The sequence below is a fragment of the Micromonospora sp. CNZ280 genome (genome assembly GCF_011759515.1).
The window spans coordinates 945,775-969,951 of sequence record NZ_JAAOYP010000003.1 but is presented as its reverse complement, the minus strand read 5'-3'; the positions used below and the strand labels follow the sequence as shown (position 1 = coordinate 969,951).

23 protein-coding genes are annotated in these 24,177 nt (G+C 73.4%); 15 read left to right on the top strand and 8 right to left on the bottom strand.

The annotated features are described in order from the left end of the window. Positions 1-118 precede the first annotated feature (118 nt). A complete protein-coding gene (locus tag FHX32_RS26255) occupies positions 119-514 on the top strand; it encodes a hypothetical protein (RefSeq protein ID WP_208419204.1) in 396 nt (131 codons plus the stop codon). Here the strand turns inward: FHX32_RS26255 and FHX32_RS26250 are convergent. Further along, positions 447-1,637: a threonine synthase gene (locus FHX32_RS26250; RefSeq protein ID WP_167188633.1), complete on the bottom strand. Its 1,191-nt coding sequence runs from the start codon at positions 1,635-1,637 to the stop codon at positions 447-449. The two genes, FHX32_RS26255 and FHX32_RS26250, sit on opposite strands and share 68 nt — an antisense overlap. Positions 1,638-1,653: 16 nt before the next feature. Next, on the bottom strand, positions 1,654-2,703 hold the full coding sequence (locus tag FHX32_RS26245) for a DNA polymerase ligase N-terminal domain-containing protein (protein WP_167188630.1): 1,050 nt from the start codon (positions 2,701-2,703) through the stop codon (positions 1,654-1,656). Between the two features lie 118 nt (positions 2,704-2,821). Between FHX32_RS26245 and FHX32_RS26240 the strand changes: the two genes are divergently transcribed. The 3 genes from FHX32_RS26240 to FHX32_RS26230 all read left to right on the top strand — a co-directional run bounded on the left by FHX32_RS26240 (position 2,822) and on the right by FHX32_RS26230 (position 4,935). After that, positions 2,822-3,607, top strand: coding sequence for an aldo/keto reductase family protein (locus tag FHX32_RS26240; RefSeq protein WP_167188626.1), 786 nt, complete (start codon positions 2,822-2,824; stop codon positions 3,605-3,607). 198 nt (positions 3,608-3,805) lie between these two features. Continuing rightward, on the top strand, positions 3,806-3,973 hold the full coding sequence (locus tag FHX32_RS26235; protein WP_167188623.1) for a hypothetical protein: 168 nt from the start codon (positions 3,806-3,808) through the stop codon (positions 3,971-3,973). After that, positions 3,973-4,935: a golvesin C-terminal-like domain-containing protein gene (locus FHX32_RS26230; protein ID WP_167188621.1), complete on the top strand. Its 963-nt coding sequence runs from the start codon at positions 3,973-3,975 to the stop codon at positions 4,933-4,935. The genes FHX32_RS26235 and FHX32_RS26230 overlap by 1 nt, the downstream gene beginning before the upstream one ends. Positions 4,936-4,990: 55 nt before the next feature. On the opposite strand, the gene FHX32_RS26225 is transcribed toward FHX32_RS26230, so the two are convergent. Further along, positions 4,991-6,127 carry a glycoside hydrolase family 12 protein gene (locus FHX32_RS26225; RefSeq protein ID WP_167188618.1) on the bottom strand — a complete coding sequence of 379 codons (1,137 nt, stop codon included), beginning with the start codon at positions 6,125-6,127 and terminating at the stop codon, positions 4,991-4,993. 307 nt (positions 6,128-6,434) lie between these two features. Here FHX32_RS26225 and FHX32_RS26220 point away from each other — a divergent pair, with 307 nt between their 5' ends. Beyond that, entirely contained in the window at positions 6,435-7,541 is a 1,107-nt protein-coding gene (locus tag FHX32_RS26220) for an FAD-dependent monooxygenase (protein WP_167188615.1), read from the top strand. A gap of 178 nt (positions 7,542-7,719) precedes the next feature. Then, positions 7,720-9,477 carry an aa3-type cytochrome oxidase subunit I gene (gene ctaD, locus FHX32_RS26215; RefSeq protein ID WP_167188611.1) on the top strand — a complete coding sequence of 586 codons (1,758 nt, stop codon included), beginning with the start codon at positions 7,720-7,722 and terminating at the stop codon, positions 9,475-9,477. Between the two features lie 373 nt (positions 9,478-9,850). Here ctaD and FHX32_RS26210 read toward each other — a convergent pair whose 3' ends face one another. From FHX32_RS26210 to FHX32_RS26195, 4 genes are all read right to left on the bottom strand, one after another. Continuing rightward, the gene (locus tag FHX32_RS26210) at positions 9,851-11,083 is read right to left on the bottom strand and encodes an MFS transporter (RefSeq protein ID WP_167188608.1); all 1,233 of its coding nucleotides are present in this window, start codon (positions 11,081-11,083) and stop codon (positions 9,851-9,853) included. 65 nt (positions 11,084-11,148) lie between these two features. After that, positions 11,149-11,730, bottom strand: a complete 582-nt coding sequence (locus FHX32_RS26205; protein WP_167188606.1) for an isochorismatase family protein — start codon at positions 11,728-11,730, stop codon at positions 11,149-11,151. Positions 11,731-11,773: 43 nt separating this feature from the next. Further along, positions 11,774-13,060, bottom strand: a complete 1,287-nt coding sequence (locus FHX32_RS26200; protein ID WP_167188603.1) for a nicotinate phosphoribosyltransferase — start codon at positions 13,058-13,060, stop codon at positions 11,774-11,776. A gap of 16 nt (positions 13,061-13,076) precedes the next feature. Further along, positions 13,077-15,755 carry a LuxR C-terminal-related transcriptional regulator gene (locus FHX32_RS26195; protein WP_167188600.1) on the bottom strand — a complete coding sequence of 893 codons (2,679 nt, stop codon included), beginning with the start codon at positions 15,753-15,755 and terminating at the stop codon, positions 13,077-13,079. A gap of 201 nt (positions 15,756-15,956) precedes the next feature. Here FHX32_RS26195 and FHX32_RS26190 point away from each other — a divergent pair, with 201 nt between their 5' ends. From FHX32_RS26190 to rdgB, 9 genes are all read left to right on the top strand, one after another. Then, positions 15,957-17,525: a P-loop NTPase family protein gene (locus FHX32_RS26190; protein WP_167188597.1), complete on the top strand. Its 1,569-nt coding sequence runs from the start codon at positions 15,957-15,959 to the stop codon at positions 17,523-17,525. Between the two features lie 148 nt (positions 17,526-17,673). Next, on the top strand, positions 17,674-17,964 hold the full coding sequence (gene clpS, locus FHX32_RS26185; protein WP_167188593.1) for an ATP-dependent Clp protease adapter ClpS: 291 nt from the start codon (positions 17,674-17,676) through the stop codon (positions 17,962-17,964). A 61-nt stretch (positions 17,965-18,025) separates the two neighbouring features. After that, positions 18,026-18,520: a DUF2017 family protein gene (locus FHX32_RS26180; RefSeq protein WP_208419409.1), complete on the top strand. Its 495-nt coding sequence runs from the start codon at positions 18,026-18,028 to the stop codon at positions 18,518-18,520. Positions 18,521-18,573: 53 nt separating this feature from the next. Then, on the top strand, positions 18,574-19,062 hold the full coding sequence (locus FHX32_RS26175; protein ID WP_088995708.1) for a M67 family metallopeptidase: 489 nt from the start codon (positions 18,574-18,576) through the stop codon (positions 19,060-19,062). A 70-nt stretch (positions 19,063-19,132) separates the two neighbouring features. Then, positions 19,133-19,489, top strand: coding sequence for a MoaD family protein (locus FHX32_RS26170; protein ID WP_088995707.1), 357 nt, complete (start codon positions 19,133-19,135; stop codon positions 19,487-19,489). 10 nt (positions 19,490-19,499) lie between these two features. Beyond that, entirely contained in the window at positions 19,500-20,465 is a 966-nt protein-coding gene (locus tag FHX32_RS26165) for a pyridoxal-phosphate dependent enzyme (protein WP_167188587.1), read from the top strand. 226 nt (positions 20,466-20,691) lie between these two features. Continuing rightward, positions 20,692-21,438: an MBL fold metallo-hydrolase gene (locus tag FHX32_RS26160; protein WP_167188584.1), complete on the top strand. Its 747-nt coding sequence runs from the start codon at positions 20,692-20,694 to the stop codon at positions 21,436-21,438. A gap of 69 nt (positions 21,439-21,507) precedes the next feature. Further along, entirely contained in the window at positions 21,508-22,233 is a 726-nt protein-coding gene (rph, locus tag FHX32_RS26155) for a ribonuclease PH (RefSeq protein WP_167188581.1), read from the top strand. Further along, on the top strand, positions 22,230-22,847 hold the full coding sequence (gene rdgB, locus FHX32_RS26150) for an RdgB/HAM1 family non-canonical purine NTP pyrophosphatase (protein WP_167188578.1): 618 nt from the start codon (positions 22,230-22,232) through the stop codon (positions 22,845-22,847). Before rph ends, rdgB begins: the two co-directional genes overlap by 4 nt. A gap of 10 nt (positions 22,848-22,857) precedes the next feature. Here rdgB and FHX32_RS26145 read toward each other — a convergent pair whose 3' ends face one another. Then, positions 22,858-24,129 (bottom strand): DUF6891 domain-containing protein, encoded by a 1,272-nt coding sequence (locus FHX32_RS26145; protein WP_167188576.1) that lies wholly within the window; start codon positions 24,127-24,129, stop codon positions 22,858-22,860. Positions 24,130-24,177 lie beyond the last annotated feature (48 nt).

Below are 24,177 nucleotides of genomic sequence, written 5' to 3'. Positions count from 1 at the left end.
TCCGGAGTCCGGGCCTCCGGCGGGACCCGTCGATCCCCAGGCCGCAGCACCGTGCGCCGGCTCCCCCTGCGCCGTGCCACCGGGTGGGGCACCACCACCTGCACCCAGGAGGACACCCGTGCGATCCAGACACCGCACCGCCGGCGCGCTGCTGCTCGCCGTGGGCGCCGCGGCGACCGTGGTCGCCCTCGCCGCCGGCATGACCACCTCGGCTTTCGCAGCCACCGTCTTCACCGACACCTTCAGCGACGGCGACACCGCCAGCTGGTCCAAGTCCGGCGGTAGCTGGGCGGTGACCGACGGCGCCGTGAACCAGTCCAACGCGGGCAGCGAACCGGCCCGCCTCTTCGCCGGCCAGACCGGCTGGACCGACTACCAGGTGCAGGCCCGGGTGCGGCCGGGCGGCTTCGGCTCGTCCAGCGCGGCTGGCCGCCCGGCCCGGCGGATCAGGACAGCACCGGCACCCCGGCCACGTCCACCGTCTCCGGGTACTTCAGGCCGGTGCCGGTGTTGAGCACCACCACCCGTTCGCCGGCCCGGATCCACCCGCCCGCCCGCAGCTGTCGGGCGGCGGTGAGGCAGGCGGCCCCCTCCGGGCAGAGCAGCAGTCCCTCCCGGGCGGCGAAGTCGCGCAGGTCGGCCAGGATCTCGGCGTCCTCGACCGCCACCGCGGTGCCACCGCTGGCCCGCAGCGCGGCCAGGATCAGTTCGTCGCCGAGCGGCGCCGGCACGGTGATGCCGAACGCCACGGTGTGCGCGTCCGTCCAGGGTCGGGCGCGGTCCTCACCGGCGGCGAACGCCCGGACGATCGGGGCGCACCCGGTCGACTGGACGGCCACCAGCCGGGGCGGCCGGTCGCCGATCCAGCCCAGCTCACGCAGCTCCTGCAGCGCCTTGTGGATGCCGATCAGCCCCACCCCGCCGCCGGTCGGGTAGATGATCACGTCGGGCACCTGCCAGCCGAGCTGCTCGACGATCTCGTACCCCATGGTCTTCTTGCCCTCGAGCCGGTACGGCTCGCGCAGCGTGCCCGCGTCGAAGACCGCGCCCGCCGAGCCGGCCACCAGCTCGGCGACCAGCCGGCCGGCGTCGCCGATCAGCCCGTCGACCAGGCGCAGGTCGGCGCCGGCCGCCACGCACTCCCGCCGGCAGATGCCCGGGGCGTCCACCGGCATGACCACCGTCGCGCCCAGCCCGGCCCGGGCGGCGTAGGTCGCCCAGGCGGCGCCCGCGTTGCCGTTGGTCGGCATCGCGATCCGTTCCACGCCCAACTCCCGGGCCCGGCTCACGCCGACCGCCGCGCCGCGCGCCTTGAACGACCCGGTCGGGGTCAGCCCCTCGTCCTTGACCAGCAGCTCGGGAATGCCGATCTCCGCACCGTACGCCGGGGCGCGCAGCAGCGGCGTCCAGCCCTCGCCCAGCGTGGTCACGTGCCGCGGGTCGGCCACCGGCAGCAGCTCCCGGTAGCGCCACAGGTCGGCCGGGCGCAGCCCGAACCGTTCCGGGGTGACCACCTCGGCCACCGCGGCCAGGTCGTAGCGGGCCAGCAGCGGGGACCCGCAGTCACAGAGGTTGCGCGGCTCGTCGGCGTCGTGTTCCCGGCCGCAGCGTGGGCACTCCAGGTGGGTCAGGTACACGTCGCTCCTCGCCGTCTCAGCCGGTGTCGATGCTCAGCCAGCGCCGGCTGCGTCGGCCCGGCTCGTAGACCGAGTCGAGTCGCTTGGCCACCACCCCGGGCAGCCCCTGCTCGCGCGCGGTCCGCAGGGCCTCGGCGCCGGTGCCGGGAAACCAGGGCGGAGTCTGCCAGTGCGGTCCGGTCAGCGCCAGACCGTCGAGCAGCTCCCGGCGCTGCGCGTACGGCAGCTCGACGCTGGTCACCCCCTCCAGCCAGAGCAGGTCGAAGATCAGGTACTGGGCGTCCGTGGTGGCCCGGCCGCCGCGCGCCGGCCGCACCCGGCCGGCGCGGTCGATCCGCACCAGCACCCCGTCCAGCACGGCCTCGGTGGGGGCCAGCCCCTCGGCCATGTCCCGCAGCCATGGGTACGACCCGGTGATCTCCTCGTCGGTCTCGGCCAGCAGCCGCAGCCGCCCGCCGGAGACGTACGCGACCGCGCGCACCCCGTCCCAGCGCAGCTCGTAGCCCCAGTGGCGCTCGTCCCGGGGCAGCTTCCCGCCGGGGCTCGGATGCATCGGGCGGACCAGTTCGGGCATGCCGGTCCAGCCCTCCGGGGCCGGGTCGGTGCGCCGGACCATCCAGTCGCGGCCCTCCTTGCCGCCGGTGGCGAACAGGACGTACCGGCCGCTGGTCCGCTCGCCGTCGAGCACGACGATCACCTCGTCGTCGCGCCACTTCTCCGCGCGGTAGGTGCCCCGGTCGTGGATGGTCATCCGGCCGCCGCCGTACTCGCCGGCCGGGATCTCACCGTGGAAGGTGAGGTATTCCATCGGGTGGTCCTCGGTGTGCACGGCGAGGTGGTTGCGGCCGGGCTCGCGGGGCAGGCCGCGCGGCACCGCCCAGGAGGCGAGCACGCCCTCGTGTTCGAGCCGCAGGTCCCAGTGCAGGCTCCGGGCGTGGTGCTGCTGGATGACGAACCGGGCGGTGCCGTCCGCCGGCTTTCTCCGGCGGGGGGCGCGCCGCGGCACCGGCTCCGGGGTGCGTGCCGCGTCCCGCTTGCGCCGGTACTCCTCCAGCCGGTCGGCCACACCCGCATTCTCCGGCAATCCGGCCCGGGACGCCGGGTGCCGGCACCGACCCGCCGCCGACGACCCGGATGCCCGGTTTCCGGGCATGTCGGGGGCGATCAGGGGTAGAACCGTCGGCATGGACTTGGACCAGCCCACCGTTCTGCTGCCCGGCGAGGTGCGGATGCCGCTGCTCGGCTTCGGCACCTGGCAGGCCACCGGCAAGGCCGGCTACGACGCTGTGCTGGCCGCGCTGGACGCCGGCTACCGGCACGTCGACACCGCCACCATGTACGGCAACGAGGAGGAGGTCGGCCGGGCGGTGCAGGAGAGCGGGCTACGCCGCGAGGACGTCTTCCTCACCACGAAGCTCCCGCCGGAGCGGGTGGGCCGGGAGCGGGAGACCATCGAGGCGAGCCTGCGCGCGCTCGGCACCGACCACGTCGACCTGTGGCTGGTGCACTGGCCGCCGTCGAACCCGGCGGACAGCATCCCGGTCTGGCGGGAGATGCTGGCCGCCCGGGACGAGGGGCTGGCCCGGGCGGTGGGGGTGAGCAACTACAGCACCGCGCAGATCGACGAGCTGATCCAGGCCACCGAGGAGAACCCGGCGGTCAACCAGATCCCGTGGAGTCCCGCCCTGTACGACCGCCACTGGCACATCGAGCACCGGGACCGGGGTGTGGTGCTGGAGGGCTACAGCCCGTTCAAGCGGAGCGACCTGTCCGATCCGGTGCTCACCCGGATCGCCGGCGCGCACGGCGTCTCGCCGGCCCAGGTGGTGCTCCGCTGGCACATCGACCACGAGATCGTGGTGATCCCGAAGTCGGTGACGCCGGAGCGGATCCGGGCCAACGCGGACGTCTTCCAGTTCGCGCTGACCGCCGAGGAGATACGCGACATCGACGCGCTGGGCAGCCGCTGAGCCGCCGGCCGGGCGTACCCGGCCGGCGTGGGCCCGGACGGCGGTGAGGGCCGCCCGTCGGCGTCCGCTTCTTGCCAATTTCCTTCAGCCGAAGCTACGGCGATGAAGGGTATCGACATAGACGCTCGTGACGATATACCGTGCGCGTCACGACGATCGTCGATCCGTCGTACCCCTCCGCCCCGCTGAAGGAGCGCCATGGCCACCTCCCGAACCGTCCGTCTGCGGCGTCGAGGTCTGCTCGGCATCCCGGCCCTGGTGGCCGGCGCGCTGACCGTCGTCGCCGTCCGCCCCGCCGCGGCGAGTGCCGCGCCGCTCGCCGCCCCGAAGCCCGAGTGCCTCGCCGACCTGCTCGGGGAGTCCTGATGGCCACCATTCCCTGGCTGGTGGACGTGCTGCGCTCGGCCGGCGTCCAGGTCGTCGTCGAGGGCGACTGGCTCAACCGGATGCGCCCCGGATCCTTCGACCCGATCGGCGTGCTCTGGCACCACACGGCGGCCACCTCCAGCGCCAGCAACCCGCACCCGGCGCTGAACATCTGCATCAACGGCCGGTCCGACCTGCCCGGCCCGCTCTGCCAGGCCCTGGTCGACTACCACGGCGTCTTCCACGTCATCTCCGCCGGCCGCTGCAACCACGCCGGCACGGCCCGGGCCAGCGGGCCCATCCCGGCCGGCGACGGCAACACCATGCTGATCGGCTGGGAGATCGACTACAACGGCGTCAGCCAGGAGATGACCGCGGCGCAGTACAACGCGTCCGTCGCCGCCACCGCCGCCGTGCTGCAGCGGCTCGGCAAGGACGCCAGCTACGCGCGAGGCCACCGGGAGACCAGCACCACCGGCAAGATCGACCCATCCTTCATCGACCTGAACGTGATGCGGTCCGACGTCGCGGCGAAGATGGCCGGCACCCCGACCTGGTCGTCGATCGTGGACAACGCCACCGCCGGCCGGTTCACCGCCAGCACCAACTGGGGTACGTCGTCGTACTCGGGGCAGCGCTACGGCGCCGACTACCGCTTCGCCGATCCGGTCCTGGCCAGCGACGCCGCCTGGTACAAGTTCAACGTGCCGGCGGCCGGCAGCTACCGGGTCGACGCCTGGTGGCCGGCGAACGCCGGATACAACTCCTCGACCCCGTACATCATCGCCACGTCGAGCGGGAACCAGACGGTCCACGTCGACCAGCGGGCCACCGGCGGGCAGTGGCGGACGCTGGGCACGTTCGCGCTGCCGGCCGGGGACGCCAACCGGGTCGCGGTGAGCCGGTGGAGTTCGGCCAGCGGCCTGATCATCGCCGACGCCGTCCGACTCACCCGGGTCTGAACCGGATGCGGGTGCGGCCCCACGCTCGCGCGGGGCCGCACCCGCCGTCGGTTCCTCAGCTACGCGAACAGGCGACGCCGTTGAGGTTGAAGCTGGTGGGCGAGGAGTACGCCCCGCTCAGCGTGCCCTGGTAGCCGAAGCTCGCCGTGCCGCCCGGCGTGATCGAGCCGTTCCAGCTCAGGTTCCGCGCGGTCACCGTCGACCCGCTCTGGCTCACCGTGGCGTTCCACGCGTTCGTCACCTGCTGCCCGGTGGGCAGGCTGTAGGTCAGCGTCCAGCCGTTGATCGCGTTCGACCCGGTGTTGGTGATCTGCACGTCGGCGGTGAACCCGTTGTTCCACGAGTTGGGCGTGTACTTCACCGAGCAACCCGAGCCGCCGGGCGGCGGGGTGGTCGGCGGAGGAGTGGTCGGCGGCGGGGTGGTCGGGTTGCCGCCGCCGTTGACGGCGGCCGAGAACGAGGTCACCGCCAGCCCGACGCCGCCCTGCCAGGGCTCGAAGCCGGCCTGGATGCTGGTCAGGTACCAGGAGTTGGTGATCGCGCCCCGGTTGCGGACGTCGTTGATGAAGTCGAGCACGCTGAAGGTCAGGCTGCTGATCGCCGACGGCGCCACGTACGAGATCACGTTGTTGGAGCCGTTGCTGCCCCGCCAGACCTCCCAGGTCCGGCCGGCGAGGGTGGCGCTGCCGACCGGCGAGCCGATGGGCTGGATGGAGCCCTGCCGGTTGAACCAGATCATGATCTCCATCTGGTTCACCCCGTCCCGCTTCGGCGTGGGGTCCAGCCAGATGTCGTACGAGGCGTTGTAGGTGGCGCCGCTGACGTACCGGTAGCTGATGCTGCTGGTGGCGCTGCTGATCTGGCTCACCTGGATCGGCAGGTTGGTGCCGGGGGAACAGTTCGTGTAGTGGCAGCCCAGGTAGACCGACGGGTACGCGGTGGGCGCACCGTTGGTGGGGTTGCTGCCGTTCTGCGTGGTGATCTCGAAGCCGCTGTCGGTGACGTTGATGCACTGCTGGGCGCTGGTGCCCCAGCGGTTGTTCTGCACCACGTACCGGCCCTGGATGGTGGTCGAGCCGTACTGCTCGCAGATCTGGGTGTCGGCGGAGGCGGTGCCGCCGAGGGCCACGGCGACGATCGAGCCGGCGGCGAGCAGGCCGGCCGCCGCGAGGGCCCGGAGTGGACGTTTCATGATGCTCCTTGGCATACGACGTCGAAGACGCCGGACATGTCGGACGAGGACCCGGACGGGAGCGCTCCCACGCTTCGTCGACACATTTACACCTCTGAAACTCTGGCGCAATGGTGCTGCGGTATTGGCGGAGAAGGTGAGGTTTGTCACGCTGACGCCGTGCGGTCGGTCGGCGATCCGCCGGCCGACCCGACCGCTTCGCCGAGGAGTGTCACGCGTGGACCGATTGACTCTGGTGCGAGTCGGTAGCGCCGAGTAGTGTCTTGCCTCCAACGCGTGCCGAACCCCTCCGGAGGCGTACACCACCATGGGTGGCTCTCCCCTGCGCATCCTCGTCGTCGGCGCGGGCATCGCCGGTCTGGCCGTGGCCCGGGCGCTGCGGATGGCGGGCTTCCGGCCCGACGTCACCGAGAAGCTTCCCCCGGGTGAACTCACCGACACCGGTCTCTACCTGCCGGGCAACGCCGCCCGGGCGCTGCGCCGGCTCGGCCTCGACGGCCCGGTCCGCCCGCTCGGCCAGGTCATCCACCGGCAGCGGTTCCTCGACGCCGCCGGAGCCCCGCTCTGCGAAGTCGACCTCGACGCGCTCTGGGCGGGCGTCGGCGAGTGCCGGGCACTGCCCCGGGGCGAACTGCACCGGGTGCTGCTCACCGGGGCCGGCGGCGCCGTCCGGCACGGCGCCGAGGTCCGCACCATCGACCTGCTGCCCGACGCGGTCGGCGTCACCTTCGTCGACGGCACCAGCACCGAGTACGACCTGGTGATCGGCGCGGACGGGCCGCGCTCCTCGATCCGTACCCTGGCCGCCCTCGGCGGCCCGCCGCGCCCCACCGGTCAGGTGGTCTACCGGGGCGTGGTCCGCGACGGCCCGCGGGTCGACGAGTGGACCGCGCTGCTCGGGCAGCGGGCCGGCTTCCTGGTGGTGCCGATCGGCGCCGGGCGGCTGCACTGCTACGCCGACGAGACCGGCACCCGGCCGCCGGCCGACCCGGTGGCGCGGCTGCGCGAACTCTTCGGCTCGTACGGCGGACCGGTGCCGGAGGTGCTGGACGCGCTGGAGCACGTGCACGTCGGCATCACCGACGAGGTCGAGCTGGGGCGCTGGTCCCGCGGCCGGGTGCTGCTGGTCGGCGACGCCGCGCACGCCACCGCGCCGACGCTGTCCCAGGGCGCCGCGATGGCGCTGGAGGACGCCGTGGTGCTCGCCGAGTCGCTGTGCGCCGCCGGCAGCGTCGAGGCCGCGCTGACCGCGTACGAGAGCCGCCGCCGCCCGCGTACCCGATGGGTGCGGGACCGGACCCGGGACCGCAACCGGACCCGGGACGTCCCCCCGGCGCTGCGCGACCCGCTGCTGCGCGGCCGCGGCGGCCGGATCTTCGGCGAGCACTACCGGCTGCTGCTCGGCCCGCTGTGACGGATCGACGGGCCGGGTAGGGGCGTCGGCCGGTGGCCGGGCGCCGGCTCGGGTTGGCGGAGGGTACCCGGCGACCCCACGCGGCGCTGCCACCTGCCGGGGACTATCCTCCTTGCGGATGACGGCTCGCAGACAACAACGCGTGCCGAGCGGGACAACCCAGAACCGGAGGCCACTCGTGACCACCGTCGCACCCAAGCCGGTCGTGACCCGGCCCTGGCCGGTCCGAGCGCCGGTCAGGGGTTCGGCCATCGCGCGGCTGCTGCGTACCACGGACGCGAAGCAGATCGGGATCATGTACATGGTCACCGCGTTCGCGTTTTTCATGATCGGTGGCCTGATGGCCCTGGTCATGCGGGCCGAGCTGGCCCGGCCCGGGCTGCAGTTCCTGTCGCCCGAGCAGTACAACCAGCTGTTCACCATGCACGGCACGATCATGCTGCTGTTCTTCGCGACGCCGATCGTGTTCGCCTTCGCCAACTACATCGTGCCGATCCAGATCGGCGCGCCGGACGTCTCGTTCCCGCGGCTGAACAGCTTCGCGTACTGGCTGTACCTCTTCGGCGGCACCATGGCCACCGCCGGCTTCATCACCCCGGGCGGCGCGGCCGACTTCGGCTGGTTCGCCTACGCCCCGCTGAGCGGCGTGGAGCACTCCCCGGGTGTCGGCGCCAACATGTGGATCATGGGTCTGGCCATCTCCGGTCTGGGCACCATCCTCGGCGCGGTCAACATGATCACCACGGTGCTCACCCTGCGCGCGCCCGGCATGACCATGTTCCGGATGCCGATCTTCACCTGGAACATCCTGGTCACCAGCCTCCTGGTGATCCTGGTCTTCCCGCTGCTGGCCGCCGCGCTCTTCGCGCTCGCCGCGGACCGCCTCATGGGCGCCCACGTCTACGACCCGGCGACCGGCGGGCCGATGCTCTGGCAGCACCTGTTCTGGTTCTTCGGCCACCCCGAGGTGTACATCGTCGCGCTGCCGTTCTTCGGCATCATCAGCGAGATCATCCCGGTCTTCTCCCGCAAGCCGATCTTCGGCTACAAGGGCCTGGTCGCCGCGACCCTCGCCATCGCCGCCCTGTCGATGAGCGTCTGGGCGCACCACATGTTCGCCACCGGCCAGGTGCTGCTGCCGTTCTTCAGCTTCCTGAGCTTCCTGATCGCCGTGCCCACCGGTATGAAGTTCTTCAACTGGATCGGCACCATGTGGCGCGGCCAGATCAGCTTCGAGTCGCCGATGCTCTGGTCGATCGGCTTCCTGGTGACGTTCCTCTTCGGCGGTCTCACCGGCGTGCTGCTGGCCAGCCCGCCGCTGGACTTCCACGTCTCCGACTCGTACTTCGTGGTGGCGCACTTCCACTACGTGCTCTTCGGCACGATCGTGTTCGCCGTCTTCGCCGGCATCTACTTCTGGTTCCCGAAGATGTTCGGCCGGATGCTCGACGAGCGCCTCGCCAAGGTGCACTTCTGGCTCACCATGATCGGCTTCCACACCACGTTCCTGGTGCAGCACTGGCTGGGCAACGAGGGCATGCCGCGGCGGTACGCCGACTACCTGCCCGGTGACGGCTTCACCACGCTGAACATGATCTCCACGGTCGGTGCGTTCATCACCGGTATCTCCACGCTGCCGTTCATCTACAACTGCTGGAAGTCGTACAAGGCCGGCCCGGTCGTCGAGGTCGACGACCCCTGGGGCCACGGCAACTCCCTGGAGTGGGCGACCAGCTCGCCGCCGCCGCTGCGCAACTTCGACCGGATGCCGCGGATCCGCTCCGAGCGGCCGGCGTTCGACCTGAAGTTCCCCGAGCTGGCCGCCGGCCAGACCCTGGCCGGCCCGCCCGAGGGCGGCGCCAAGCCGCTGACCAGCGAGTCGGACGGCGGCGCCAGCTACCGGGAGGACGTCGCCAGCGACGTCGACCGCAACTGACGCTCAGCTCCACGTACGACGGGCGCCGCTCCCCACTCGGGGACGGCGCCCGTCGCCGTTGACGCCTCCGACCACGCACCCCGGGCGGCCCGACCACCGGCCCTGGTCCTGGCCCGGCACCCGCCCTGGTCCTCGCCCGGCACCCGCCCTGGTCCTGGCCCGGCACCCGCCCTGGTCAGTCCGGGCCACCCCGTCCTCGGCGGCCCGGCCGTCGCCGTCGTGCGCCTCGGATGGGCCGGACTGGGTCAGGGCCGCGTGAGATCCACTCGGAGTGCGGCATGTCGGCTCTCACCGGCACGCGGGGACACCCCGACATGTCGCACGCCGAGTCGATCAGTGGCCGCCACCGAGGACGAGACGGGCCCCCGGGAGGTCAGCCGGCGGTGGCCGGGGCGAGTTCGGCTTCCGGGGCGTCCGGCGCGGGCACCGGCAGGGCCACCGTACGGCGGCGGCGCAGCTCGATCGGGAGCACGACCAGCGCCACCAGCACGCCGATCGCGCCGGTGACCGCGAAGCCCCACCACGGGGCCCGCGCGTCGATGACCGCGCCGGCCAGCGGGGCGCCGACCGCGATGCCGACGGTGACCGCCGAACCGTGCAGGCCCATCGCCTCGCCACGGACCGCCGCCGGCGCGAGCCGGCTCACCGCGTCCGAGGTGGCCGCGATGGTGGGCGCGCAGAGCAGGCCGGCCGGGATCAGGGCCAGGCCGAGCAGCCACCAGTGCGAGCCGCCCAGCCCGATCGGGATGGTGAACAGGCTGAGCGCGGCCATCAGCGCCAGCGGGGAGACGGAGCGGCTGGCCGCGCCGTACGCGAAGCCGCCGACCAGCGAGGCGACCGCCCACATGGACAGCACCGCCCCGGTCCAGCCGACCTCGCCGCTCTCCCGCAGCACCGCGATCACCGCCACGTCCGTGCCGCCCAGCACCAGCGTGCCGGCCGTGCTCACCGCGAGCACGGCGAGCAGCCGCGGGGTGAGCCACTCCCGCCGGGGAACGCGCACCCGCGGGCCGACGGCCTCGCTGGCGGCCCGGATCGGCGGGTTCTGCAGCCAGAGCCCGACACCGGCCGCGACGATCCCGGCGCCGACCAGGTAGAGGGTGGTGCGGGCGGAGATGGTGGCGACCGCCGCCGTGGCCAGGGCCGGGCCGACCATGAACGACAGCTCGACGGACATCGAGTCCAGGGCGTAGGCCGGCCGACGCCGCTCCGCCGGGACCAGCGCGGCGATGGACTGCCGGATCACCGAGAAGATCGGCAGGGCCAGCGCCCCGGCCACGAAGGCGGCCGGGAGCAGCAGCGGGTACGACAGCAGCGGTGCGGTGGACCAGAAGATCGCCTCGGCGACCCCGGTCAGCACCAGCACCGGCCGTAGGCCGCGGCGGTCCACCAGCCGGCCGAGCAGCGGGCCGCCGATCGCCGAGCCCACGGTGATCGCCGCGCCGACCAGGCCCGCCGCGCCGTAACCGCGCCCGAGGTCCTGCACGACGTAGAAGGTCAGCGTGATCCCGGTCGCGGTGAGCGGGACGCGCGCGAGCACCGCCACCAGCAGCAGCGACCGGAGACCGGGCAGGGCGAGTGCCTCCCGGTAAGGCTTCAGGTTCACGACGGTCCGTACCTCCGCCGGACATCCTCGACCGGGAGTACGACACTCGCCAACCGATTACCGCCTCATGCGGCCCTGATCACAGGCTTCCCGCGCAGGTTCACGCCGGCGCCGTCCAGGGACCGCAGCGCCACGTCGGTGGTGTCCGGGGCGACGCCGGCGGTCAGGTCCAGCAGCACGGTGGTGTGGAAGCCCTCCTCGGCGGCGTCCAGCGCGGTGGCCCGGACGCAGTGGTCGGTGGCGATCCCAACCAGTTCCACCGTGTCGACCCCGTGCCGGCGCAGCCAGTCGGCCAGGCACTCGCCGGAGTCGGTGTGCCCCTCGAAGCCCGAGTACGCGGCCGCGTGCTCGCCCTTGTGGAAGATCGCCTCGACCCGGTCGGTGGCCAGGTCGGGGTGGAACTCGGAGCCCGGGGTGCCCACCACGCAGTGCCGCGGCCACGAGTCCACGAAGTCCGGCGGATCGCCGAAGTGCGCGCCCGGGTCGATGTGGTAGTCCTTGGTCGCCACCACGTGGTCCCAGCGGCCCGGCTCGTCGGCGAGCAGCCGGGTGATGCCGGCCGCCACGCCGGCCCCGCCCCCGACCGCCAGCGACCCGCCCTCACAGAAGTCGTTCTGCACGTCGACGATGATCAGCGCCTTGCCCACCGGGTGCTCCTCTCTCGGTTCGGTCCGCGTACGACTTGCCGGTTCAGTTCGCGGGGACGACGGTGACCGGCACGGCCGGGTCGCCCGCGGAGAGCTTCAGCCCCTCCCAGGGGATGGAGATCAAACACTGCCGCAGGTGCTCCCGCGACTCGTCCAGGGTCGGCAGCTCGACCGGCTCGCCCCCGGTGAGCAACGGCCGTTGCAGCAGCCGGTCGTTGGGCTGCCGCTCCGGCTCGCCCTGCGGGACGATGACCTCCTCGGTGGCGGTGCCGGTCGGCTTGTGCCGGCGTACGGCCACCTTCCGGCCGCCGATGGTGGCCTTCTGCTCGGAGCGCTTCACCACCGCCCGCCCGTCGACCTCGACCAGCTTGTAGACCAGGCCGGCGGTCGGCGCGCCGGAGCCGGTCACCACCGAGGTGCCGGCTCCGTACATGTCGACCGGCTCGGCGGCGAGCGCGGCGATCGAGTACTCGTCCAGGTCGCCGGAGACGATGATCTTCGTTTCGGTGGCGCCGAGCGAGTCGAGCAGCTCGCGGGACTGCTGCGCGATCACGGCCAGGTCGCCGGAGTCGATCCGGACCGCCCGCAGCTCCGGCCCGGCCACCGCGATCGCGTTCCGGATGCCCTGGGTGATGTCGTACGTGTCGACCAGCAGCGTGGTGTCCTTGCCCAGGGTGGCGACCTGCGAGGCGAAGGCTGCCCGCTCGTCGTCGTGCAGCAGCGTGAACGCGTGCGCCGCGGTGCCCGCGGTCGGGATGCCGTACCGCTGGCCGGCGGCCAGGTTGGAGGTGAACCGGAAGCCGGCCAGGTACGCCGCGCGGGCCGCGGCGACGGCAGCCTCCTCGTGCGCCCGGCGGGAGCCCATCTCGATCAGGGTGCGGCCGCGGGCCGCGGTGACCATCCGGGCGGCCGCGGCCGCCACCGCGCAGTCGTGGTTGAGCACGGAGAGCACCAGCGTCTCCAGCACCACGCACTCGGCGAAGCCGCCGGAGACGGTGAGGATCGGCGAACCGGGGAAGAAGAGCTCGCCCTCGGCGTACCCGTGGACGTCGCCGGTGAAGCGGTAGTCGCGCAGCCAGGCGGCGGCCTGCTCGTCGACCACCCCGGTCCGGCGCAGGAAGTCGACCTCGTCGGCGTCGAAGCGGAAGTCGCGGATCAGCTCGACCAGCCGGCCGGTGCCGGCGACCACGCCGTAGCGGCGGCCGGTGGGCAGCCGCCGGGTGAACACCTCGAAGACGCAGCGGCGGTCGGCGGTGCCGTCGCGCAGCGCCGCGCTGATCATCGTCAGCTCGTAGTGGTCGGTCAGCAGCGCGGGGCGAAGGGTGCTCACCGCCCCAGCCTAGAGTTCACTCCGGTGCGCCGTCCTCGTGGCCCGGGATCGTCCGCAGCGCGGCGTGCAGTTCGGCGCGGCCGGTCACGCCGAGCTTGCTGTAGATCCGCTGGAGGTGGTTCTCCACCGTGCGCGCCGAGAGGAAGAGCCGTTCGGCGATCGCCCGGCTGCTCACCCCCGCCGCGGCCAGCCGGGCCACCTGCCACTCCCGCTCGGACAGCGACGGCATGCCGGCCTGCAGCGTCGGGGTGCGGATCAGATCGCAGCGGCCGAGCAGCGCGGCGAGCCGTTCCCTGGCGGCCGCCGCGGCCGGCGACCGTTGCTCGCGCAGCCGGCGCAGCGCGGCCGCGGTCGTCTCGGCGGCGTAGACGGTCAGGTCCAGCGCGGCGAATCCGTCGGCGACGGCCAGCAGTTCTTCGGCGGAGCCACCGGCGGCGGCCCGGGCGTGCCGGGCCAGCAGCGGCGGCAGCATCCCGTCCACCCGTTCGGAGAGTTCGGCCAGCCGCTGCGCGATGGTACGCCGGCTGCCGTCGGAGCAGGTCGGGCCGACCTGGGAGTCGGCCTGGTCGAGCCGGACCAGGTCGTGCAGCACGTGCACCTCGTGGCCGGCGAACCCGTCGGTGCGCAGCCGCTCGGCCAGCGAGGTCAGCTGCTTCACCGCGCCGGGCACGTCGCCGCCGGCGGCCAGCACCGCCCCCCGGGCCTGCTCCAGCCACGGGTAGAGCACCGCCATGCCGGGCGCGTGGGTGCGGTCGGCCTCGGCCATCGCCTCGGCCGCCTGCGCCGCGTCGCCCCGCAGCGCCGCCGCCTGGGCCCGCTCGGCCTGCGCCAACCCGGCGTATACCCGGCTGGTGGCCAGCACCGCGCAGGCGCCGAGGCTGGTCCGTAGCGCCTCGTCGCTGCGGCCGCGCAGCCGGGCCGCGTACGCCTGGAGGATGGCCAGGTAGCCGGTGCCGAGCCGGAAGTCGCCCGCGCCGGCCAGGTCGGCGAACTCGTCGGCCACGATCGCGTCGATGCCGGCCAGGTCGCCGGCGAGCGCCAGCCGGGTGCCGCGGGCCAGTTCCAGGGCGAGTTGCAGGTACGGCATGTCGGCCCGCCACCGGGCCGCCTCGGCCTGCACCTGGTTGATCGCGGTGGCGCTGCGGCGCAGTTGGCCCTGCGCGGCCTGGAGGTAGGCGATCGTGCTGCGGGCCAGTTCCCGCGCCGCGACGCTGGCCGCCGGCCGGTCCAGCACGGTCTGCCCGAGCCGCAGCGCGATGGCGGTGTCCAGCCGGTGCAGCCGCATGGTGCCCTCGAAGGCCAGCACCCGGGCCTGGTCGGCGGAGTCCTGCAGGGCCGCGCCGCGGGCCGAGATCTCCTCCACCGTGGACTCCCGGCTCAGCCCCCAGTAGCTGACCATGCCGCGCACGGTCAGCCAGCGGCTGAGTCGCCGGTCGCCCTCGATGTCGGCGGAGACCGCGTCGAGCACCTCGATCGCCTCGTCCGGCCGGTCGGCGAACATCAGGATGGTGGCCAGCAGCTCCGCGGCGTCGAATCCGCCGCCGGCGTCCAGCGCCGCGCGGGCCAGCCGGGTCGCCAGCGGTACGTCGTACCGGGCGAACGCCTGCCCGGCCGCGTCGAGGAGCATGGCCGGGTCCTGCGCGGTGCCCGAGTCGAGTCGCCACACGGCCACCCGGAGCAGGTCGTCGCGGCGGCGCTTGCCGACCTGCTCCAGCAGTTCGGCCAGCCGGGCCTGCAACCGGCGGGTCCGGCTGACCGGGCACTGCCGGCGCATCACCTCGCCGTAGAGCGGGTGGGCCAACCGGACGTTGAGCCGCCGGTCGTGCTGGACCATGGTGACCAGCCCGCGCTCCTCGGCGGTCTCCACGTCGGCCGGGTCGACGGCCTGGTTGAGCAGGTGCAGGCCGAGCGGCTCGCCGAACGCCACCAGCTCCACCACCGCCCGTACGCCGGGGGTGAGCTGGCCGATCCGGGTGTCGATCAGGTCGGTCAGGCTGGGCGCCAGCTCGAACCGGCCGGTCCACTTCCAGATCCCGTACGTGCGGGTCAGCTCCCCGCTGCCGGCGGCGGCGTGCACCAGCTCGCGCAGCAGCAGCGGGTTGCCGGCGGAGAGCCGGCCCAACCGGTCGGCGGAGGTGGCGTCGACCGGACCCTCCAGGATGGCGGCGAGCAGCCCGGCGGTGTCGGCCGGCGCCATCGGGCTCAGCTCGGCGTGGTCGACCAGGTCGTCGGTCCAGAGTGCCCGGATGGGCAGCGGGATCTGCTCGCCGTTGCGCAGCGTGCCGATCACGATCGCGTTCTCGGCCCGGGCGACCAGGTGCACCAGCGCGGCCGAGGGCGGGTCCAGCAGGTGGGCGTCGTCGATCGCGAGCACGATCCGGCGGCCGGCGGCCTGCTGTTGCAGCACGTCCACCGCCCAGCGCAGGATGCCGGCCGGGGAGAGGCCCTGCGGCTGTTCGGCCGGGAGCACCTGGACCAGCCCGCCGAACGGCAGCGCGGCCGTGGTGGCGCTGGCCGCGATGGACCAGATCGCGTACCCGTCGCGGGGGAGGGCGGCCACCCCCTCACGCAGCAGCCGGCTCTTGCCGATGCCCGCGCTGCCGCTGAAGAAGATCCCGCGTCCCTCCGTGCCGGTCACCGCCGACAACAGACGGTTGAGCTCATCTGTTCGGCCGACGAAACTCCACCGACTCATCCGGGCAGCATATCGACCGGATTCCGTCCGCGTGCACATCGTCACGCACCGAAGTTGAGTAATCTCGCGATTACTGCTGAGTATTCGAAGTGTTCGGGTGGGGGGTCAAAACGCCCGTACGCTTCCGGCATCCGGGGGTGCGAACCGGATGTTCTACGCGGCCGGCCGCAACCGGCCGCCTGCCTTGGAGGCCGCTTACCGATGAAGTCCGGCGCTCTTCCTGGGGTTGACGTGCCCGACGACACGGCCGGGCCAGCCGACCTGCCGCAATGTGGGCCGTTGCCCAGCCGCGTCGGGGTGACCGAGCCGGGTCCGCAGGAACCGCTGGCCGTGGTCGCGGCCGGGCCGGCCGGCGCCGGCCGGGCGGAGGTGCTCGCCGGCCTGCTGCGGGTGCATCCGGCGATGCTCGCCGTGCCCGCCGGCAGTTGGCTGGTGGTGCGGCACGCCCGGGTGTCGACCCGGGCGGCGTACGTGCCCGGCTACCGGCAGCCGCACGCCTACGGCGCCGACCCGCTGGCCGCCGGTCCGGCGCTGGCCCGGCCGCCGCGCCGGGTGGAGCTGAGCCTGCCGGATCCGCTGCTGCGGCACTTCAACGTGGTCGACACGCCCGACACCGGGGCCCTCCGCGCGGCGAGCGGCGCGCTGCTGCTCGACGCGGTCGGCCGCGCCGGCGCGCTGCTCTTCGTGATCGCCGCCGACCAGGCGTTCACCGCCGCGGAGCTCAACCTGCTCGCCGAGGTCGCCCGGGCCGAGGTCGAGATCTTCTTCGCGGTCACCCCGGGTGCCACCGGCTGGGCCCCGGTGCCCGACGGCGCGGCGACGACGGAGGACGCGGGGGCGTCCGTCCCGCCGGCCGGCACCGGGGCCGCCCCTCACGGTCCCGGCGCCGAGACGGTCGACCCGGTAGCGGTCACCGTCGCGGCGCACCGTGCGGCCCTGCTGTCCGCGGTGCCCGGGCTGGCGGACGCCCGCTGGTTCCCGGTCGGCGACGACGACGGCGCCGACCTGCGTCGGGCCCTGGTCGGCTGGGCCGCCGACGAGGGGCTGCGCCGGGCCAGCTCCGAACCGCCGGTGCTGCCCGGCGCGCACGGCCGGGTGCCGGTGCTCGCCGAGTCGGGCGACTGGTCCGAAGGGCTCGACCGGCGGGCCCGCTCGTGCGCCCGGCGGATCCGTCAGCACCTCGCGCTGGAGCTGGCGAACACCCACCTGCGGGTGGTGCAGGAGATCGTCTTCGGGGTCGGCTGCGCCGGCCTGCCGCAGCTGCTCGACCGCGAGATGGAAGCGCTCTCGCTGCTGGCCACCGCCCAGTGCGACCAGGCCGTGCGGGGCATCGTCGAGGAGTGCGCCGGGCTGGTCTTCGGCGCGCCGCTGCCCGAGGGGGTGCGCCGGCGGATCCTCGCCGCGGCGCGCTGGGGCCTCGCCGACCACCCCGCCGGGCAGGACCTCGACCGGGTGCTGCTGGTCACCAGCACGGCCGGGGTGGCCGGGCTGACCGGAGCGGCGGCGATCGACGCGCTCGCCGGCTATCCGGGAGCGCCCCGGACCGAGGTGCTGCCGCCGGTGGCGGTCGCCCTCTCCGGCGGCTGCTGGCAGCACTGGCGCAGCCCCGGCAACGACGACACCAACGCCGCCCGCGCGTGGGCCCAGCGGGCGCTGCGCGAGATCGAGCTGGAGTTGTCCCGGGAGGTCTCCCGGCGGTTCGAGGTGGTCCGCCTCTCGCTTTCGGCGGTGCTGGCCGATGCGGTCGACCACGGCATCCTGCTCGCCTGACGGCGTCCCCGCAGCCCCGGCCGGCCGCCCCGCCGGGTGCGCCGCCGCCCGCGCCCGACCAGCGGTGGGGGCGGCGGCGCACGGCGATCCGCGGCGGGCCGGCGTTCCGGTTCCTCGGTTCGCCGAGAGCGGTGGCACGATGGGGGGCATGACGGCTCCGCAGGTTGCACCGGTCGAGACGCCGGACACCGAAGAGATGCCGGCTGCCGACCGGCCGTGGGTGACGATCGTGTGGGACGACCCGGTCAACCTGATGACGTACGTGACGTGGGTGTTTCAGAAGCTCTTCGGCTACAGCCGGGAGAAGGCCGAGCGGCTCATGCTCGACGTGCACCACAAGGGGCGGGCGGTGGTCTCCAGCGGCGCCCGCGAGCGGATGGAGCACGACGCGTCGCAGCTGCACGCGTACGGGCTCTGGGCGACGGTGGACCGCTCGTGAGCGCGAGGAGTGAGCCGGGTCTGCGAGCCCCGCAGTCGCGAACAGGGATGGTGCCGTGAGCATGTTCCGCCGCCAGGGCGGCCGCTATGTCGCCACCTTCGCCGCCGACGAGGTCCGGGTGCTCCGCAAGGTGGCCTCCGAGGTGGTCGGCCTGCTCACCGACGGATTCGACCACTCCGACCCGGTGGTCTGCCGGCTCTTCCCCGAGGTCTACCCGGACGACCCGGGCGGCACCGCCGAGTTCCGCCGGTACACCGAGGGCGACCTGAAGACCGCCAAGATCGACCAGGCCGGGGCGATCCTGGCCGCGCTGCCCGGCGAGGCCGGCGGCGAGGTCCGGCTCGACGCCGAGGCGGCCGAGGCGTGGCTGCGCGCGCTCAACGACGCTCGGCTGGCGATGGGCGTACGGCTGGAGATCAAGGACGGCACCGACCTCGGCGAGGAGCTCGACGACGCGGTCGCCGAGGACCCGACCTCCAGCCGGGTGTTCCAACTGTCGGTCTACGCCTACCTCGGATATCTCCAGGAGTCGCTGCTCAACGCCTTGATCGACTAGGCGTGACCGGCACCACCTTAAGCTGCCGCCCGGCAGGAGTTAGGCTGGGACGCGTGCTGAGCATCGACCGGTCGATCGTCGACGCGATCGTCGCCCACGCTCGTCGGGACCACCCCGACGAGGCGTGCGGCGTGGTCGCCGGTCCCGCCGGCAGCGACACCCCCACCCGGCACATCCCGATGGACAATGCCGCCCGCTCGATGACGTTCTACGAGTTCGACTCGATGGAGCAGTTGCGGGTGTGGCGGGAGATGGACGACCGGGACGAGGAACCCGTCGTCATCTACCACTCGCACACCGCCACGGAGGCCTACCCGTCCCGGACGGACGTCTCCTTCGCCGGTGAGCCGGGCGCGCACTACCTGCTCGTCTCCACCCGGGAGCCCGACACCGAGGAGATCCGCTCGTTCCGGATCGTCGACGGCGTGGTGACCGAGGAACCGGTGCGCATCCTCGACGCGGGGGTGGACCCGCACGCCGTGCAGTCCTACATGTTCGGGCAGAGCCCGGCGACGGTCGACTACGAGTGTTCCGGCCGCTGATCCCGGCGCCGTAACACCTGTCCCACGTCCCGTCACCGTCCGGCACACCCGAAAGAGGAGCACGACAATCATGGCCATCGAGGTTCGCATCCCCACCATCCTGCGCAGCTACACCGGCGGCGCCAAGGTCGTCGAGGGCACCGGCGACACCCTGGGCGACCTGCTCGCCGACCTGGACTCCCGGCACGCCGGGCTGCGCGGCCGGCTGGTCACCGAGGCCGGCGCGCTGCACCGCTTCGTCAACGTCTACGTCAACGACGAGGACGTCCGGTTCCTCGGCGCGCTCGACGCCAAGCTCTCCGACGGAGACAGCGTCACCATCCTGCCGGCCGTGGCCGGTGGCGCGTTCGGCTTCGCGGCCGCCGCCGCGATCGCCCAGCACGCGCTCGCCACCCGGGCCGGCGGCCGCATCCCGACCGCCCGCTGAGGCGGCCGCCGTGGCGCGGTACGACAGCCTGCTCGACGCCTGTGGCGGCACGCCCCTGGTCGGGTTGCCTCGGCTCTCGCCGACGGTGCCCGACGGGGCGCCGCCGGTACGTCTCTGGGCCAAGCTGGAGGACCGGAACCCGACCGGGAGCATCAAGGACCGGGCGGCCCTGTTCATGGTCCGCGCGGCGGAGGAGGCCGGCCGGCTCCGGCCTGGCGACACCATCCTCGAACCGACCAGCGGCAACACCGGCATCTCGCTGGCCATGGTGGCGAAGCTGCGCGGCTACCGGCTGGTCTGCGTGATGCCGGAGAACGTCTCGACCGAGCGGGTGCAACTGCTCCGGATGTACGGCGCTGAGATCATCTTCTCGCCGGCAGCCGGCGGCTCCAACCAGGCGGTCGCCACCGCGAAGCAGATCGCCGTCGAGCACCCCGACTGGGTGATGCTCTACCAGTACGGCAACGACGCGAACGCCCGGGCACACTACGAGACGACCGGGCCGGAGCTGCTGCACGACCTGCCCACCATCACCCATTTCGTGGCCGGCCTGGGCACCACCGGCACGCTCATGGGCACCGGGCGCTACCTGCGGGAGAAGGTCGACGGCATCCAGGTGGTCGCCGCCGAGCCGCGCTACGGCGAGCTGGTCTACGGCCTGCGCAACATCGACGAGGGCTACGTGCCGGAGCTGTACGACGCGACGGTGCTGTCCCGCCGCTTCTCGGTGGGCACCCGGGACGCGGTGCTGCGCACCCGGCAACTGGTGGAGGTGGAGGGCATCTTCGCCGGGTTCTCCACCGGTGCCATTTTGCACGCCGCCCTGGCGGTGGCGCACGAGGCGGTCCGCGACGGCCGGCGAGCGGACGTGGCGTTCGTGGTCGCCGACGGCGGCTGGAAGTACCTCTCCACCGGCGCCTACGGCGGCACGCTGGCCGACGCCGAGGACGCCCTGGAGGGGCAGCTCTGGGCCTGATCCGGGCGGGTTGGACGGCGGGGTCATCGGCGGGACGCCGGTGGCCCCGGCCGTGTCCCGGCCCGCCCGCGGAGCGGGTGTCACGTTGGTGACAACTTCCAGCGGATCATTCTTGCCCGTGGGCGCGCCAGCGTAGGCTGCGCAGCGTGGCGTACGCGTCGGTAGAGATCATCGGCGGAGCGCGGGCCGGCGCGGGCACTACGCAGCGTGACGGTGAGACAACCTCATGCGACTGACGGTGCTGGGCTGCGCCGGCAGCTTCCCCGGGCCCGAGTCCCCCTGCTCCGCGTACCTGGTCGAGGCCGAGGGCTTCCGGCTCCTGGTCGACTTCGGGTCGGGGTCGCTCTCCACCCTTCAGCGCTACGCCGGGCTGAAGACCCCGGACGCCATCCTGCTGAGCCACCTGCACTGCGACCACATCCTCGACGCCGCGTCGTACGTGGTGGTCCGCCGGTACGCCCCGGACGGCCCGTACCCGCCGCTGCCGGTGTACGCGCCGGCCGGCGCGCCGGACCGGCTCTCCGCCGTCTACGGCCAGGACGACGGCACGGTCGAGGACGTCTACCAGTTCTACGCGCTGGAGCCGGGCACCTTCCCGATCGGCCCGTTCACCGTCACCGTCGACCGGGTCAACCACCCCGTCGAGACGTACGGCGTGCGGCTGGAGCACGGCGGCCGGGCGCTCTGCTACTCGTCCGACACCGCGCCCTGCGACGCGCTGCTGCGGCTGGCCCAGGACGCCGACGTCTTCCTCTGCGAGGCCAGCTACCTCGACGGCGTGGACAACCCGCCGGACCTGCACCTGACCGGCCGGGAGGCCGGCGAGGCGGCGACCAAGGCGGGCGTGGGCCGGCTGCTGCTGACCCACCTGGTGGCCGCCTGGGGCAGTGAGGCGCACACCGTCGCCTCGGCCGCCGCCGCGTACGCGGGTCCGCTCGAGGTGGTCCGCCCCGGCGCCAGCTACGACATCTGAGCGGGCACCGCGCGGCCCGGTCGGGACACCCCGGGACGGTTCGATCACCGCATTGCATAGGGTGCAGGCATGGCGCGACCTGACGGGCGGCGGCCCGACCAACTCCGACCGGTGACGCTGACCCGGGGCTGGAGCACCCACCCGGAAGGCTCGGTCCTGGTGGAGTTCGGCGACACCCGGGTGCTCTGCACCGCCAGCGTCACCGAGGGGGTGCCCCGCTGGCGCAAGGGCTCCGGGCTCGGCTGGGTCACCGCCGAGTACGCGATGCTGCCCCGGGCCACCAACACCCGCTCCGACCGGGAGAGCGTCAAGGGCCGCGTCGGTGGCCGTACCCACGAGATCTCCCGGCTGATCGGTCGCAGCCTGCGGGCCTCCATCGACCTCAAGGCGCTCGGCGAGAACTCGATCGTGCTCGACTGCGACGTGCTCCAGGCCGACGGCGGCACCCGGACCGCCGCGATCACCGGCGCGTACGTGGCCCTGCACGACGCGGTGACCTGGCTGGCCGAGCGCAAGGCGCTGGCCGGCAAGCCGGAGAAGGTGATGCACCGCTCGGTGGCCGCGATCAGCGTCGGCGTGATCTCCGGCGAGCCCCGGCTGGACCTCAACTACGCCGAGGACGTGGCCGCCGAGGTCGACATGAACGTGGTCTGCACCGGCACCGGCGAGTTCGTCGAGGTGCAGGGCACCGGGGAGGCGGGCGTGTTCGCCCGCGAGCAACTGGACGCCCTGCTCGACCTGGCCGTGGCGGGGTGCGTGGAACTGGCCGAGGCTCAGCGGAAGGCGCTGTCATGAACAAGGTCCTGCTCGCCACCCGTAACCGCAAGAAGCTCATCGAGCTGCAGCGGATCCTCGACGGCGCGCTCGGCGCGCACCGGATCGCGCTGCTCGGGCTGGACGACGTGGAGGAGTACCCGGAACTGCCGGAGACCGGCCTGACCTTCGCCGAGAACGCCCTGATCAAGGCGCGGGAGGGCTGCCGGCGTACCGGCCTGCCGACCGTCGCCGACGACTCCGGGCTGGCGGTCGACGCGCTCAACGGGATGCCCGGGGTGTTCAGCGCCCGCTGGGCCGGCCGGCACGGCGACGACCAGGCCAACCTCCAGCTGGTGCTGGACCAGATCGCCGACCTGCCGGACGAGCATCGCGGCGCGTCCTTCGTCTGCGCGGTGGCGCTGGTCCTGCCCGGCGGCAAGGAGCACCTGGTCGACGGCCGGCAGCCCGGCCGGCTGCTGCGGTCGCCGCGCGGCGACGGCGGCTTCGGCTACGACCCGATCTTCCTCGGCGACGGGCAGGACCGGACCAACGCCGAGCTGACGCCGGAGGAGAAGGACGCGGTCAGCCACCGCGGGAAGGCGCTGCGCGAGCTGGCCAAGCTCGCCGCCAAGGTGCTGCCGCCAACCACCTGACGGCGGTCGCTCAGCGGTGCCGTAGCGTGGTCAGGTCGCCCAGCTCCCGCACCGCGACCCGGTCCTCCACGGCCAGCACGGTGAGCATCCGCTCCACCTCGGCCAGGGTCGCGTACCGCCCGACCGACACGGCCGCCTCGGTGTCCAGTTTCTCCACCCAGAGGCCACCGGGCTGCCAGGTGGTCTGGACGCAGCCACCCGAGCGGCCGACGCAGGTGATGAAGTCGTAGCTCAGTGGGCGCATGGCCCGCACCAGGGCCAGCACCTCCGCCAGGTCCATCGGTACGTCCCGGTCGGAGCCGCCAGTGTGGTCGGCGGACACCTCGAGGAAGCCGACCGGGGCGGGAGCCGACCCGCCGCCCGGTGGCCGGCCGCGCAGCCGCCGGACCAACTCCATGCCGTCGTACCGGCCGACTGTCAACTCCGGCACGCCCGGGTCGGCGTACGCCCCGACCAGGGCGTCGCCCTCGCGCCGGACCGTCACGGACCGGCCTTCGCAGGTGAGGCGTACCTGGACGGCGGCGGGCAGCCAGGGCAGGTGCAGAGCGGTGAGGCGGCCCGCAGACGCCGGCCCGTCCCCGGCGGCGTGCACCCCGGACCACCCGCCGAGCAATTCCACATCGGTCTCGATGTCGTCGTCCACCATGGCCGGTACGGCGGCGAGCCGCCCCACCCGGCGGCGCCGCCACACCATCGGCACGTGGATGCGGCTACCCGTCTGGCCGTCCCACCGCACGGTGAGGCCCTCCGCCCGCAGTGCCGCCGCCACCTCCTCGCCGACGGCGGCCGACGGCGGCTGGCCGAACAGCCCGTACGCGATGTGCACACCCTCCCCGTCGACGCCGCGTTCGGCGTCCTGCCGGTGGTAGAAGGCGTAGCCGCGCGGGGCGATCGACCGCGGCACGTCCGCGCCGATCTCGCTGAGGCCGCAGTTCTGGCAGCAGGTGAAGTTCTCCCGGGCCACGATGCCGTCGGCGGTCAGCGCCCGGAAGGCGGCGGTCAGCCGGTCGCTGTCGGTCACCTCGGGCCAGCTCTCCTGCGCGGCGAGGTGTGCCCTCAGCTCCTCGCCCACTACCGGCCAGGTCAGCTCGGCGATCCGGGCCGGATCGGCCTCGTCCTGCAGGTACTCCACCGTCTCGGCGACGATGGCCACCGCCGGCAGCTCGGCCAGCGCTACCTGACGGCGGACGAAGGCTCGGATCTCGTCGTCGAGCGCGCGCCGCCCGACGTCCGGTGCGTGGGGGTCGGGGACGTCAGCCGTCGGCACGGCGTCATCGGTCACGGTGGCGAACCCTAGCAACGGCGACCGACAGCGCCCCACCGGCCGGGG